Source organism: Pseudonocardia bannensis, assembly GCF_012911875.1.
In the GTDB taxonomy this organism is placed as follows: domain Bacteria; phylum Actinomycetota; class Actinomycetes; order Mycobacteriales; family Pseudonocardiaceae; genus Pseudonocardia; species Pseudonocardia bannensis.
This window is the reverse complement of the sequence record NZ_JAAXKZ010000152.1, coordinates 1-13,635: the sequence shown is the minus strand read 5'-3', so window position 1 is coordinate 13,635 and position 13,635 is coordinate 1. Positions and strand designations below refer to the sequence as shown.

At 73.0% G+C, this 13,635-nt stretch carries 14 protein-coding genes and 1 pseudogene; 9 read left to right on the top strand and 6 right to left on the bottom strand.

What is annotated here, in order from left to right:
* Nucleotides 1–247: pyridoxal-phosphate dependent enzyme (locus HF519_RS33390; protein WP_369009264.1), on the top strand; the 247-nt coding region annotated here is incomplete at its 5' end.
* Between the two features lie 56 nt (nucleotides 248–303).
* Here the strand turns inward: HF519_RS33390 and HF519_RS26610 are convergent.
* The 4 genes and pseudogenes from HF519_RS26610 to HF519_RS26595 form a co-directional block, all read right to left on the bottom strand.
* Nucleotides 304–786: pseudogene (locus HF519_RS26610) on the bottom strand (glycosyltransferase family 4 protein); the annotation flags it as partial.
* Nucleotides 787–895: 109 nt separating this feature from the next.
* Nucleotides 896–1,960 (bottom strand): NlpC/P60 family protein, encoded by a 1,065-nt coding sequence (locus HF519_RS33095; protein WP_169415740.1) that lies wholly within the window; start codon nucleotides 1,958–1,960, stop codon nucleotides 896–898.
* Between the two features lie 241 nt (nucleotides 1,961–2,201).
* A complete protein-coding gene (locus HF519_RS26600; protein WP_169415739.1) occupies nucleotides 2,202–2,471 on the bottom strand; it encodes a hypothetical protein in 270 nt (89 codons plus the stop codon).
* 115 nt (nucleotides 2,472–2,586) lie between these two features.
* A complete protein-coding gene (locus HF519_RS26595; protein ID WP_169415738.1) occupies nucleotides 2,587–3,978 on the bottom strand; it encodes an NYN domain-containing protein in 1,392 nt (463 codons plus the stop codon).
* A gap of 95 nt (nucleotides 3,979–4,073) precedes the next feature.
* Between HF519_RS26595 and HF519_RS26590 the strand changes: the two genes are divergently transcribed.
* Entirely contained in the window at nucleotides 4,074–5,801 is a 1,728-nt protein-coding gene (locus HF519_RS26590; RefSeq protein WP_169415737.1) for a DEDD exonuclease domain-containing protein, read from the top strand.
* Nucleotides 5,802–5,874: 73 nt separating this feature from the next.
* Nucleotides 5,875–6,153: an Lrp/AsnC family transcriptional regulator gene (locus HF519_RS26585; RefSeq protein WP_169415736.1), complete on the top strand. Its 279-nt coding sequence runs from the start codon at nucleotides 5,875–5,877 to the stop codon at nucleotides 6,151–6,153.
* A gap of 89 nt (nucleotides 6,154–6,242) precedes the next feature.
* Here the strand turns inward: HF519_RS26585 and trpD are convergent, their stop codons facing one another.
* Nucleotides 6,243–7,292 (bottom strand): anthranilate phosphoribosyltransferase, encoded by a 1,050-nt coding sequence (gene trpD, locus HF519_RS26580; protein ID WP_169415741.1) that lies wholly within the window; start codon nucleotides 7,290–7,292, stop codon nucleotides 6,243–6,245.
* A gap of 25 nt (nucleotides 7,293–7,317) precedes the next feature.
* Complete coding sequence (locus HF519_RS26575; protein ID WP_169415735.1) at nucleotides 7,318–7,758, bottom strand: response regulator; 441 nt, start codon at nucleotides 7,756–7,758, stop codon at nucleotides 7,318–7,320.
* A gap of 120 nt (nucleotides 7,759–7,878) precedes the next feature.
* On the opposite strand from HF519_RS26575, the gene ctaE reads away from it, so the two are divergent.
* From ctaE to HF519_RS26545, 6 genes are all read left to right on the top strand, one after another.
* Nucleotides 7,879–8,505 carry an aa3-type cytochrome oxidase subunit III gene (ctaE, locus tag HF519_RS26570; protein ID WP_169415734.1) on the top strand — a complete coding sequence of 209 codons (627 nt, stop codon included), beginning with the start codon at nucleotides 7,879–7,881 and terminating at the stop codon, nucleotides 8,503–8,505.
* 75 nt (nucleotides 8,506–8,580) lie between these two features.
* Nucleotides 8,581–9,411, top strand: coding sequence for a cytochrome bc1 complex diheme cytochrome c subunit (gene qcrC / locus HF519_RS26565; protein WP_169415733.1), 831 nt, complete (start codon nucleotides 8,581–8,583; stop codon nucleotides 9,409–9,411).
* Entirely contained in the window at nucleotides 9,408–10,550 is a 1,143-nt protein-coding gene (gene qcrA, locus HF519_RS26560; protein ID WP_169415732.1) for a cytochrome bc1 complex Rieske iron-sulfur subunit, read from the top strand. The genes qcrC and qcrA overlap by 4 nt, the downstream gene beginning before the upstream one ends.
* A complete protein-coding gene (gene qcrB / locus HF519_RS26555) occupies nucleotides 10,547–12,223 on the top strand; it encodes a cytochrome bc1 complex cytochrome b subunit (RefSeq protein WP_169415731.1) in 1,677 nt (558 codons plus the stop codon). Before qcrA ends, qcrB begins: the two co-directional genes overlap by 4 nt.
* A gap of 143 nt (nucleotides 12,224–12,366) precedes the next feature.
* A complete protein-coding gene (locus HF519_RS26550) occupies nucleotides 12,367–13,392 on the top strand; it encodes an LLM class F420-dependent oxidoreductase (protein ID WP_169415730.1) in 1,026 nt (341 codons plus the stop codon).
* 1 nt (nucleotide 13,393) lies between these two features.
* A partial coding sequence (locus HF519_RS26545; protein ID WP_211170624.1) for an acyl-CoA dehydrogenase family protein occupies nucleotides 13,394–13,635 on the top strand: 242 nt, incomplete at its 3' end.

Genomic DNA, 13,635 nt, shown 5'->3' with positions numbered 1-13,635 from the left:
CAACCAGTACGCCAACCCGGAGAACCCCGCGTCGCACTACGCGTCCACCGGGCCGGAGATCTGGGAGCAGACCGAGGGCCGGATCACGCACTATGTCGCGGGGATCGGTACCGGCGGCACGATCAGCAGCCGCGTGCCCGGCACCCGCCGCCGTAGGTCACCGAGCACCCGGATCAGCGTGTCCTGGCCCTTGCGGGCGACCAGCCGCGACACGCACGTCACCACCGGCGCGTCGCCCAGCCGGTAACGGGCGCGCAGCGCGGCACGGGCCGCCGGGTCCGGCCGGAACACCTCGGCGTCGATACCCGACGGCAGGTGTTCGAGCGCGGCGTCGGGTCCGAACGCGGCGGCCACCCGGCCCCGGGTGTAGCGCGACACGACCGTCAGCACGTCGGCGTCGCGGCCGATCCGGCGCAGCGCCTGGCGGGAGCCGGGCAGCATCGACCAGCCCACCTCGTGGCCGTGGGTGCTCGCCACCACCCGCTCGATGCCGGCGTGGCGGCGCAGGCCCGGTCCGAGCAGGGCGAGCGGAGCGGCCGCGCCGAACCAGACCGTGGTCGCGCCGTGCTCCCGGGCCAGTGCAGCGGCCCGCCGGGCGACCGTGGGCACCGGCAGCATCAGCGACGTGGGGTGGCGGTGCACCGGATAGCCCAGGCCGGTGTCGAACTCCGCGGCCCCGGGCCAGGCCGGGGCGTAGACGGCCAGCTCGCCCGGCGGCAACCGGTCGGCCAGCGCCTGCAGATAGTTCTGGATGCCCCCCGCCCGCGGCGGGAAGTCGTTGGTCACCAGGAGCGTGCGGGGCACGCGGGCGACGTTATCGGGCCCGGGAACAACATCGGGCGGCGACCGGGCCTACGCCCGGCCGCCGCCCGATGCGGGGAGCGGAGAACCTCGATCACAGACGCCGGGCGCCGGTGAAGGCGCTGCTCGACACCGTCTGGTACTTCACGACGTCGCCGCTCTGCGGGGCGTTGATCATCTTCCCGCCGCCTGCGTAGATGCCGACATGGCTGACCGGACTGTAGTAGAAGACCAGGTCACCGGGCTGCATGTCGTCCCACGCGACGCTCTTGCCGACCCGGGCCTGCTGGCTGCTCGAGCGCGGGAGCGTCACCCCGGCCTGCTTGAACGCCCACGACGTGAGCCCCGAGCAGTCGTAGCTGTTGGGTCCCGCGGCGCCCCACACGTAGGGCTTGCCCAGTTGGGTGGCGGCGGCCTTGAGAGCCCTCGCACCCACCCCGGTCCCGGCGATCACGACCGCCGGCGCGCCCTCGTCCGGACCGTTGCGGTCGGCCCGCTCCTGCGGGCTGAGCCGCTCCAGGAGCCGCTCGACCTCGGCGATGCGGGCCTCGGCCTCCCGCTTGCGGACGTTGATCTCGTCCGCGGCGCGGCGGGCGTCGTCCGCGGCCTGCTGGGCGCGCCCGACGGCGTCGTCGGCGTCGGCCTGTGCGCGCCGGGTGGTCTCGACCTTCGCGAGCAGCTCGTCGAGCGCGACCTTCTGGTCGGCCGACAGCGCCTCGAGCGCCGACATCTGGTCGAGGTAGTCCTGCGGGGAACCGCTCGCGAGCAGCGCGTTGAACTGGTCGAGGCGACCGCTCTCGAACGCGGACAGCGCGACGATGTCGATCTGCTGGCGGAACTGCTCCTCGTCGCTGCGCGCCTGCTCGGCGGCGATGCGGGCGGGCTCGATCGCGGCCCGGAGCCCGTCGGCCTCGGCCTGCTTGGCCGCGAGGTCGTCCGTGGCGGCGTGCCACTCCTCGGTGAGGGCCTCGGCCTCGCGCTGGGCCTGGTCGAGCTGGGCGCGCGCATCGGCGGCGTTCTGCGGTGGGGCGGGTGGGGCCGGCTGCGCGACGGCCGGAACGGCGCTCATCCCGAGGGCCAGTGCGGCGACCACGGACACGGGCAGCGCCCGCGCGACGAACCGGGGAGATCGGGTACCACTGCGGCGAGGCGACACCACGCGGACGTGTCTCCTTCCTCGAACCGCCGCCCGACCGGGGGCATCAGCATCCCGAACGGCCGAGCGAACAGTGACCCTGCGTCGCCACTCCGGTCGAATGGCTGACCCTCCGCAAGGCCCCGCCGAGGTTAAGGAGACATCTGGGGGGCGTCCAACAGAGGGACACCCCGGCGCGCCGCGGCAGCGTGGTCACTCTCAGGCAGCACGCGGCGGCCAGTCGCCGTTCTATGACGACATTTCGCTACCCAGCGTTATATGCGTCGCGCTCCGTAGTCAAGCCGTGGGTCACTCGGCGCGGCGGAGTGGCCACCAACCGCAATCTCGGCACCAGCCCCTGGTCGGCCAGAACATCGAGCGCGCGCTGCTCCCGTGCGTCGAGCTGCACGATCGACGCGCCGGACGGCACCTCACCGGACGGCACGCGCCGCTCCGGAGCACCGAGCAGGACGCCGATCACGCAGTCGCCGCAGGCGTCCCCGCGAACCTCGCAGCTGTCACAGTCGATGATCATGTCAACTCCCTCGACGATCCGGTTTCCGGTCGCCGCGGACGCTACGAGTGGCCACCGACAATTCCGGGGATCACGAGCGACGGCGGGCGGTGGCCGCCCCGCACCCGGTGCGCGATCAGCCGCGGACGAGGCGGGCCAGGAGCACGGCCGAGGGCAGCGCGTGAGCGCCCCGACGGCGCACGGAGTTCACGACCGCCCGATCCGATGTGGCCACCAGCACCGGCCGGCCCTCGGGCTCGGCCGCGACGAGCGAGCGGATCACGTCGTCGGCCAGCACACCCCTGTCGCTGAACAGCACCCGGACCCCACGCGAGCCGCGGGTCGGCGCGGCCACCACACCGGCCCCGTCGAACACCACCGTGACCTCGATGCCGGTCCGGGCGGCCAGCGCCGCGAGCTGACCCACCAGCCGCGTGCGCTGGTCGGCCAGCGGCAGCTCCGGATAGCCCGTCTTGCTCACGTTGTAGCCGTCCACCACCAGGTGCACCGCGGGCAGCGCGAGGAGGGCGTCGAGCGCTGCGAGATCGTCCACCGGGGCGCCGACGGGGAGTCCCGCCACGCCGGAGACCAGATCGGCCGGCCGCGGCCCACCCCCACCGAGCGCGAGCTCCCGGCGCAGTCCGGCGACGGCACCGCCGAGGGTCTCGATCAGCAGGCCGAGCCGCACCTCGTCGGCCTGCCGCGCCTCCCGCGCCGCCTGCCGGGCCGACGCGACCTCCGTGGCCGCCCGAGCCGCCCGCCGCCGTTCCTCATCGGCCCGCTCGCGCTCCCGGTCCCGCTCGGCGAGGGCCGCCGCCAGTTCCTCCTCCGCGGCGCGCCGCAGATCGTGGACGGCGTGCTCGGCCGCGGCCCGGGCGTCGTTCGCCGCGCGCAGCTTCGCGCCCTGCTCCGACACCCGCCGGCGCAGCTGCGTGAACTCCGCGTCGCGCTGCTGGTCGGCCGTCCGCGCCTGCTCCCGCGCCTCGGCCAGCTCGGCCCGGAGCCGCTCCAGCTCGACGGTGAGCTTGTCCACCCGGGAGAGCGCGGCGTCGCGCTCCGCGCGCAGCTCGGCCACCTCGCCCCGCCGGGCCGCGGTCCGCACCGCGGCGGCGGCGTCCGGGTCGGCGGCGAGCAGCGCACCGGCCGCCGCCGTCAGCGGGTCGTCGCACCCGGCCGCCAGCTCGCCGGGCCGGTGCTCGTCCCACCACGCCAGCACCGCCGCCCGGAAGGCCGCCGACGAGCGCAGCTGGGCAAGGAGCGCGGCGGCGCCGAGGCGGGCGCGCTTGGCCGGGGTGAACCGGGCGAGCCGACGCAGGGGCACCGGCACGTCGGCCGACGGCAGCTCCGCCAGCGCCGTGGCCGCCACCTCGGCCAGCCGCGTCCGCACGGGTTCGGGCAGCCGATCCCAGTCGACGGGCGCGGCCGGCCCGGCACTCCCGGTCGGGTCGGCGGAATCTGCCGGCTGGGCGGAACCGCACGGCGACGCGACGTCGCCCACATCGGGCTGATCGCCTGCGTCGGGATACATCGTTCCAGGTTATCGGTGCTGCGCCCGTCCGGGGTACGGCGTCGCGGTCACGCGCGGCGAAGGACTGTCGGGGGCAGTGGTTACCGTCCGTACCCGTGCCGTCCGCCCCCGCACCCCAGCTGTCCTTCGACGAGCTGGGCACGCCGCTGCGCGAGGTCACCTTCGTGGTGCTGGACCTGGAGACCACCGGTGGGAGCGCCGGTACCGACGCGATCACCGAGATCGGCGCGGTGAAGGTGCGCGGCGGGGAACGGATCGGCGAGCTGGCCACCCTGGTCGATCCCGGGACCGGCATCCCGCCGAACATCGTCGCGCTCACCGGCATCACCACGGCCATGGTCAGCGCGGCGCCCCCGCTGCCCGCGGTGCTGCCGACGCTGCTGGAGTTCCTGTCCGGCGCGGTGCTGGTGGCGCACAACGCACCGTTCGACGCCGGCTTCCTGCGCGCGGCCTGCGAGCGTCACGGCCGGGCCTGGCCGCGCCCGCCCGTACTGTGCACCGCACGGCTGGCCCGGGCCGTACTCCCCCGCAGCGAGGCCCCGAGTGTGCGGCTGGGCGCGCTCGCCCGGCTGTTCGGCACCGCGACGCAGCCGAACCACCGGGCGCTCGCGGATGCCCGCGCCACCGTGGAGGTGCTGCACCACCTGCTGGAACGCATCGGCAACCTCGGTGTGCAGAGCCTCGAGGAGTTGCTCGCCCTGGCCCGCGCCGCCTCGGCGCACCGGCCCACCCAGCGCCAGCGTCAACAGCGCCGACTGGCCGAGCCGGTGCCGTCGGCCCCGGGGGTCTACCTGTTCCGGGGTCCCCGCGACGAGGTGCTCTACGTGGGCACCAGCGGCGACCTCAAGCGCCGGGTCCGCAGCTACTTCACCGCGGGTGAGCGCCGGAGCCGGATCCGGGAGATGGTGGGGCTGGCCGAGCGGGTCGACTGGGTGGTCTGCGCGCATGCCCTGGAGGCCGGGGTCCGGGAGCTGCGGCTGCTCGCCGCGCACAAGCCGCGCTACAACCGGCGCTCCCGGCACCCGGACCGCGGCTGGTGGGTCGCGCCCACGGTGGAGGCCTTCCCCCGGTTGTCGGTGGTGACCACACCCCGCGACGGCGCGCTGGGCCCGTTCGGCTCGCACCGGTCGGCCACCGCCGCGGTGGAGGCGCTGCTCGAGGCGATCCCGCTGCGCCGGTGCACGCAGCGCATCCCCGCCCGCAACCCCTCGGCGAGTCCGTGCGTGCTCCACGAGTTGGGCCGGTGCAAGGCCCCGTGCGCCGGACTCCAACCGGTGGACGACTACGCCCCGGCGGTCGCGACGTGGCAGCGCCTGGTCGACGGGCACGACGACAGCGCGCTGCGGACGCTGGCCGACGGGATCACCGGACTGGCCGGCCGGGAGCGGTTCGAGGCGGCCGCGCGCCGCCGCGACCAGCTCGCCGGTCTGATCGTCGCCCTGGAGCGGTCGCAGCGCCTCGCCGCACTCGCGGCGCTGCCCGAGGTGGTGGGGGCCCGGCCCGACGGTCGCGGCGGCTGGGAGCTGGCCGTGCTGCGCTGGGGCCGGCTGGTCGCCGCCGACGTCGCCCGGCGCGGCACCCCGCCGATGCCCGTCGTCGACGCGCTGCGGCGCGGGGCGCAGACGATCCTGCCCGGTCCCGGGCCGCTGCGCGGTGCTCCCGCCGAGGAAGTCCGGCTGCTGCACCGGTGGCTGACCACCGGCGGGACCCGGCTGGTCCACTCGGAGCCGAACTGGTCGGAACCCGCCCGCGGCGCGGCGTCATGGGGTGAATGGGTACGGCGGGCGCGCCCGGAACCGATCTCCGAGGGCCAGATCGACTGACCGTCGGCTAGCCTCCGGCCGTCCGGCCCCATCGTTACGCCGTCGTCCGGGGCCCGCCGAGGAGGGAACCGCCGTGATCACCGCGATCGTCCTGGTGCACACCGCCGCCGACCGGATCCCGGAGACCGCGCAGGCCATCGCGGATCTCGACGGGGTCAGTGAGGTCTACTCGTGCGCGGGAGACGTCGACCTGATCGCGGTCGTCAGGGTCGCCGAACACGAGCAGCTCGCCGACGTGATCGCCGGGCGGCTGAGCAAGGTCGAGGGGGTGCGGCGCACGGACACCCACATCGCCTTCCGCTCCTACTCCCGCGCGGACACCGAGGGCGCCTTCTCCGTCGGACTGGACTGAGAGCGCGGCCCGGCCGCGGGCGGACCGGCGCCGTCCCCACCCCGGCCGGCTCGAGCCGCCGGCCCGGCCGCGCCGCGACCAGGCGGGATTCAGCCCTTCAGCGCCGTCGAGCGCTCCACCCAGCGGTCGAGCAGAGCGGCCGCGGCACCCGAGTCGACCGCGGCCGCCGCGCGCTCCGTCGCGGCCGCCATCGCGCCCGTGAGCTCCGTGGACGGGCCGTCGAAGGCCACCAGCGCGCCGGCGGCGTTGAGCAGCACCGCGTCGCGCACCGGCCCGGACTCGCCGGCCAGCAGGGCCCGGCATACGGCCGCGTTGACCGCTGCGTCGCCCCCGCGCAGGTCCTCGCGACGCGCGACCGGCACGCCGAACGCGCCCGGGTCGACGCTCTCGGTGCGGACCTCCCCGCCGCCGGCCACCCAGACCGTGCTGGTCGTGGTGGTGGTCAGCTCGTCGAGTCCGTCGTCGCCGCGAACCACCAGCGCCGACATCCCGCGGCCGGCGAACACCTCGGCCAGGACCGGGGCGAGCCGCGGGTCGGCGCAGCCGACCAGCGCCGACAGCGGCTGGGCCGGGTTGGTCAGCGGCCCCAGCACGTTCATCGCGGTCGGCACCCCGAGCTCGCGGCGCGGGCCGCCGGTGTGCCGCATCGCCGGGTGGAACACGGGCGCGAAGCAGAATCCGATCCCGACCTCGGCCACGCACGCGGCGACCCCGTCGGGCGGCAGGTCGATCGCGATCCCGAGCTCTTCGAGCAGGTCGGCCGCACCGCACGCGGACGACGCGGCCCGGTTGCCGTGCTTGACCACCGGCACCCCGGCGGCGGCCACCACGATCGCCGACATCGTCGAGATGTTGACCGTGTTCGCCTGGTCCCCGCCGGTGCCGACGATGTCAACGGCCGGCCCCGGCACGGCGACCCGGCGCGCGTGCCGCAGCATCGCCTCGGCGAGGCCACCGATCTCCGCGGCCGTCTCACCCTTGGCCCGCAACGCCACCAGGAAGCCGGCCAGCTGGGCCGGGGTCGCCTCGGCCGAGAGCACCCGGTCCATCACCCAGGCGGTGTCGGTGGCGTCGAGGTCGTGGCCCCCGATCAGCCGGGCGAGCACTCCCGGCCAGGTCTGCAGCGCAGAGTCAGCCATCATGGACCGTCCTGTCCAGCATCGGTCAGCTCCGGGTGACGAGCTCGCCGGACCGGGCCCGGCGCAACACGTCGGCCACCGTCTCGGCGGCCGTCAGCGGGTCGAGGGGGTGCACGAGCACCGCGTCGGCCTGGGACCAGGTGGCCAGCCAGCGGTCGTCGCGACGGCGCACCGTGACGATGACCGGCGGGCAGTCGTCGATCTCGTTCTTCAACTGCCGGGACAGGCCCATCCCCCCGGTGGGCTGCGCCTCGCCGTCGAGGATCGCGAGGTCGATCTCCCCCGCGTCCACGGCGGCCAGCACGTCGGCGATCCCAGCGGCCTCACGGAACCGCACCCGGCCCAGGTCCGGGGCCGGCCGCCGGCCGACGGCCAGGGTGATGGCCTCCCGCACCTCGGGGCGGTGGCTGAAGACCAGCACGGTCCAGTTCTGCTGCGGTTCCGGCCTGCCGGCTGCGCTGCTCACGGGGCGTCATCGTAGTCAGCCGGGCCACGATCCGGTGCGAGCGGGAACTCCCACACGATGCGTACCGTTCAACCACCGAGCGGTGATCGCCGCCGCGGCTGCCCCGACAGGCTGTAGAAGATGGCCGGGGGTCATAATGCCCGAGTGACGACAGCGGCTCCCAACATCAGCGCGCGGATCCACTCGCTGAACCGCCCGAACCTGGTCAGCATCGGCACTATCGTCTGGCTGTCCAGCGAGCTGATGTTCTTCGCCGGGCTGTTCGCGATCTACTTCACCGCGCGGGCCCAGAACGTCGGCGAGTGGCCCACTCCGCCGACCGAACTCAACGTCCCGTACGCCCTGGTGATCACGATCATCCTGGTGGCGTCCTCGTTCACCTGCCAGTTCGGCGTGTTCGCGGCCGAACGCGGCGACGTGTTCGGGTTGCGGCGCTGGTACCTGCTCACTCTCGTGATGGGCACGATCTTCGTCCTCGGCCAGACCTACGAGTACTACGTCCTGGTCACCGAGCACCACACCACGCTCGCCTCGAGCGCCTACGGCACGGTCTTCTACATGGCCACCGGATTCCACGCGCTGCACGTGACCGGCGGTCTGATCGCGTTCGTCTACCTGCTCATCCGCACCAAGCTCAGCAAGTTCACCCCGGCGCAGGCCACCGCCGCCATCGTCGTGTCCTACTACTGGCACTTCGTCGATGTCGTCTGGGTCGGCCTGTTCGCCGTCATCTACTTCATCCGCTAGGCCACGCAGCTCCCATCTCCCGGACTCTGAGCCCGGACAAACCGCCACGACCGCGAGGGTTGGAAGACGCCGACGATGACCACCACACCACAACGCCGAAGGCCGCACGGCAAGTTCCGCCGCAGGCTCGCCGGTGCGCTCGCCCTGGGTATCGGCCTGCTTGCGGCTGGGGGCATGTACACGCTGTTCACCCCGAAGCCGCAGGTCGCGGTCGCCCAGGGTGACTCGGCCCTGATCGCCAAGGGTCAGGAGCTGTACAACAACGCGTGCATCAGCTGCCACGGTGTGAACCTGCAGGGCGTGCAGGACCGCGGCCCCAGCCTGATCGGCGTCGGCGACGCGGCGACCTACTTCCAGGTCTCCTCCGGCCGCATGCCGCTGGCCCGCCAGGAGGCCCAGGCGCAGCGCAAGCCGCCGGCACCGGGCTTCGACCCGCACACCCCCGAGGGCCAGGAGAACCTGGACGCGCTGGGTGCGTTCGTCCAGGCCAACGGCGGTGGCCCGACCCGGCCCGCAGCCACCGGCGAGGCGCTGCGCGGCTCCGACCCGGCCCGCGGCGGCGAGCTGTTCCGGCTCAACTGCGCCTCGTGCCACAACTTCACCGGTCGCGGGGGTGCGCTGTCCTCGGGCAAGTTCGCCCCGACCCTGGACCCCGCCTCCGAGGACCAGATCTACACGGCGATGCTGACCGGCCCGCAGAACATGCCGAAGTTCGCCGACCGCCAGCTCACGCCGGCGGAGAAGGAGGACATCATCGCCTACATCAAGTCGGTCTCGGGCTCGAACAACAACCCGGGTGGCTACGCCGCCGGGGGGCTCGGCCCGACATCTGAAGGCGTGATCGCGTTCGTGGTCGGGCTGGCGGCGCTGATCGGTTTCGCGATGTGGTTGGGAGCGAAGTCATGAGTGCGGGTACGACGGGCACGACCGGCGGCGGGCAGCGCCGCCTGCCCTCCGAGGATGAGCTCGACCGGATGTCGCAGGAGGAGCTCGCCCAGCTGGCCGCGGAGCTCGACGACGTCGAGATCGTTCACCTCGGGAGGAAGTTCCCGATCCCCGGCACCCGCGCCGAGAAGCGGGCCGAGCGGGCCGTGGCTCTCTGGTTCATCCTGTCCGCGCTCTCCGCGCTGGCCTTCGTCGTCGCGTTCATCGCCTGGCCGCACGAGTACCGCGCCCCGGGCGAGGCCGGCTACACGATGTACTCCCTGTACACCCCGGTCGTCGGGGCCACGTTCGGGTTCGCGGTGCTGGCGCTGGGCATCGGCGTGATCGCCTACGTCAAGAAGTTCTTCCCGGACGAGGTCTCGGTTCAGCAGCGCCACGACGGCCCGTCCGACGAGCTGGCCCGCCGGACCGTGCTGGCCCAGCTGGCGGAGGCCGGCAACGAGACCGGCATCGCCCGCCGCTCGCTGATCAAGCGCTCCGCCGGTGCGGCCGCGGGCCTGTTCGGGCTCGGTCTCGGCGTCGCCGCCCTCGCGCCGCTGGTCCGCAACCCCTGGAAGGGCGGCGACGAGGCGGCCCTGTGGGTGACCGGCTGGCGCGCGGAGCCCGGCGAGACCGTCTACCTGCGTCGCGACACCGGTGTCCTGGGTGAGATCGCCCGGGTCCGCCCGGAGGACATGGAGCCCGGCTCGATGGAGACGGTGTTCCCGTTCCGCGAGTCCGAGCGCGGCCACGACGAGGAACTGCTGCACGCGCAGCGGGCCTCGGACAACCCGGTGATGCTCATCCGGCTGCGGCCCGGGACCAAGGTGGTCAAGCGGGCCGGCCAGGAGGACTTCAACTACGGCGACTACTACGCCTTCTCGAAGATCTGCACCCACCTGGGCTGCCCCACCTCGCTGTACCAGGCGCAGGACAACCGGATCCTGTGTCCCTGCCACCAGTCGCAGTTCCTGGCGACGGAGTACGCCCGGCCGGTGTTCGGACCGGCCACCCGGGCCCTTCCTCAGCTGCCCATCACGGTCGACGCTGAGGGATACTTCGTCGCGAGGAGCGATTTCATCGAAGCCGTCGGCCCGGCATTCTGGGAGCGGAGACCATGAGCGCGATCACGACGCCCACCTCCTCCTCGGGAGGCGCGAAGCCACGAGTGGCCACCGCCCTCGACGAGCTGGACCAGCGGTTCCACCCCGCCGCCGGTTTGCGCAAGCAGTTCAACAAGGTCTTCCCGACGCACTGGTCGTTCATGCTCGGCGAGATCGCCCTCTACGCGTTCATCGTGCTGCTCCTCTCGGGCACCTATCTGGCGCTGTTCTTCGACCCGTCGATGGCCGAGGTCGTCTACGACGGCCCGTTCGACAACCTGCGCGGCGTCCACATGTCCCGGGCGTACGAGAGCTCGCTGTTCCTCTCCCTCGAGGTCCGCGGCGGCCTGTTCGTCCGGCAGGTCCACCACTGGGCCGCGCTGCTGTTCATGGCCGCGATGGTCGCCCACATGTTCCGCACGTTCTTCACCGGCGCCTTCCGCAAGCCGCGGGAGACGAACTGGGTGATCGGCGTCGTGCTGATCCTGCTGGGCTTCTTCGAGGGCCTGACCGGCTACTCGCTGCCCGACGACCTGCTGTCCGGCACCGGCCTGCGGATCATGTCCGGCATCACCCTGACCGTTCCGGTCATGGGTAGCTGGGTGCACTGGCTGCTCTTCGGCGGCGAGTTCCCCGGCACCGAGATCATCCCGCGCTTCTACATCCTTCACGTGCTGCTCATCCCGGGCATCCTGCTCGCGCTGATCGCCGTGCACGTGGGCCTGGTCTGGTACCAGAAGCACACCCAGTTCCCGGGCCCGGGCCGCACCGAGCACAACGTCGTCGGCGTCCGCATCCTGCCGGCCTTCGCGGCCAAGGGCGGCGCGTTCTTCGCCGTCACCGTCGGGGTCATCGGCATGATGGCCGGTCTCTTCCAGATCAACCCGATCTGGAACCTGGGCCCGTACAACGCGGCGCAGATCTCGGCGGGTTCGCAGCCCGACTGGTACGTGCTGTTCACCGAGGGCATGGCCCGGATCTTCCCGCCGTGGGAGGTCTACCTCGGCAACTACACGATCCCGGCGGCGTTCTTCGCGACGGCGATGTTCCTGCCCGTGCTGTTCGTGGTCGCCGCGATCTACCCGATGGTCGAGCGCAAGTTCACCAAGGACAACGCGCTGCACAACCTGCTCCAGCGGCCCCGGGACGCTCCGGTCCGGACCGCGCTGGGCGCCATGGCCATCTCGTTCTACCTGTGGCTCGTGCTGAGCGGCGTCAACGACTGGATCGCGTACTTCTTCCACGTCTCGCTCAACGCGACCACGTGGGCCGGCCGGATCGGGGCCCTGATCGTCCCGCCGATCGCCTACTGGGTCACCTACCGGATCTGCATCGGCCTGCAGCGGTCCGACCGGGCGGTGCTCGAGCACGGCATCGAGACCGGCATCATCAAGCGGCTGCCGCACGGTGAGTTCATCGAGGTGCACCAGCCGCTGGCCGGGGTCGACGAGCACGGACACCCGATTCCGCTGGCCTACCAGGGCGCTCCGGTGCCCAAGCGGATGAACCAGCTCGGGTCGGCGGGATCGCCGGTCGCCGGGTCGCTGCTGCGGCCCGACCCGGCCGACGAGACCGCCGCACTGGAGCGGGCCCGGGCCGAGGAGACCCTCGCCGAGGGCGAGCGACGCGCCGAGCGCCGTCAGCTGGCGGGTCACCAGGAGGCCGGACGGCCGAAGGACATCAGCGACTGACGGTCCGCGACGCAGGACAGGGGGAGGGCCCCGCCGGTGATCCGGCGGGGCCCTCCCCCTGTGCGGACCACCTCGGCGGCCCCACCGGCGTGCTGCTGTAGAACTGATCGCACGCGGAGCCCGGCGGAGGATGATCACCGGACATGAAGGTCGACGCACACATCACGGCAACCGGGCTGTCAGCGGTGTCCGAGTTCGCCCGGGACCGGGAGAAGAGCGGGTACGACGGGCTGTGGAGCACCGAGACCGCGCACGACCCGTTCCTGCCGTTGCTCCCGGTGGCCGAGCACACCAGCCGGATCGAGGTGGGCACGGCGATCGCGGTGGCGTTCGCGCGCAACCCGATGTCGATGGCCTACACCGCCCACGACCTGCAGACCTACACCCGGGGGCGATTCCTGCTGGGCCTGGGCAGCCAGGTCAAGCCGCACATCGAGCGCCGGTTCGCGATGCCCTGGAGCCGTCCGGCCCGGCGGATGCGCGAGTACGTCCAGGCCATGCGGGCGATCTGGGCCGCCTGGGACACCGGCGAGCGGCTGAACTTCCGCGGTGACTTCTACTCCCACACCCTGATGACGCCGTTCTTCTCCCCCGAGCCGAGCCCGTGGGGCCCGCCGCAGGTGCGCCTGGCCGCCGTCGGCGACCAGATGACCGAGGTTGCCGGGGAGGTGTGCGACGGCCTGCTCCCGCACCCGTTCACCACCGAGCGCTACCTGCGTGAGCGGACGCTGCCGACGTTGCGGCGCGGACTGGAGCGTTCCGGCCGCGCACCGGCCGACATCACGATCAGTCTGTCGGGTCTCGTGGTCTCCGGCCGCACCGAGGAGGAGATGGCCGCCGCCACCCGGGCAGCGCGCGAGCAGATCGCGTTCTACGGGAGCACGCCGAGCTACCTCCCGGTCCTGGAGTTGCACGGCTGGGGCGAGCTCGGCACCGAGCTCAACAGGCTCTCCCGCTCCGGCGACGAGGACCGGTGGCATCGGATGGGTGACCTCGTCGACGACCAGGTGCTGCACACCTTCGCCGTGGTCGCGGAGCCGGATCGGATCGGGCCCGCCGTCCTGGCCCGCTTCGGCGACATGATCGACCGGTTCAGCTTCTACGCCCCCTACGAGCACGACCCGTCGCTGTGGCAGCCGGCGGTCGAGGCCCTGCGGAACGGGTCCTGACGTGGACCTGGACTACCCCGCCGACGCCGAGGAGTTCCGCGCCGAGGTGCGGGCCGTGCTCGCCGAGGAGCTGCCCGCGGACTGGGAGGGCATCGGCGCGATCGCCGACATCGCCGAGGCGAACGCGTTCGTCGAGGACTGGCGGGCCACCCTGGCCCGGCGCGGGCTCCTCGGAATCACCTGGCCGGTCGAGTACGGCGGGCGGGGGCTGACCAAGCTGCACCAGGTCGTACTGGTGGAGGA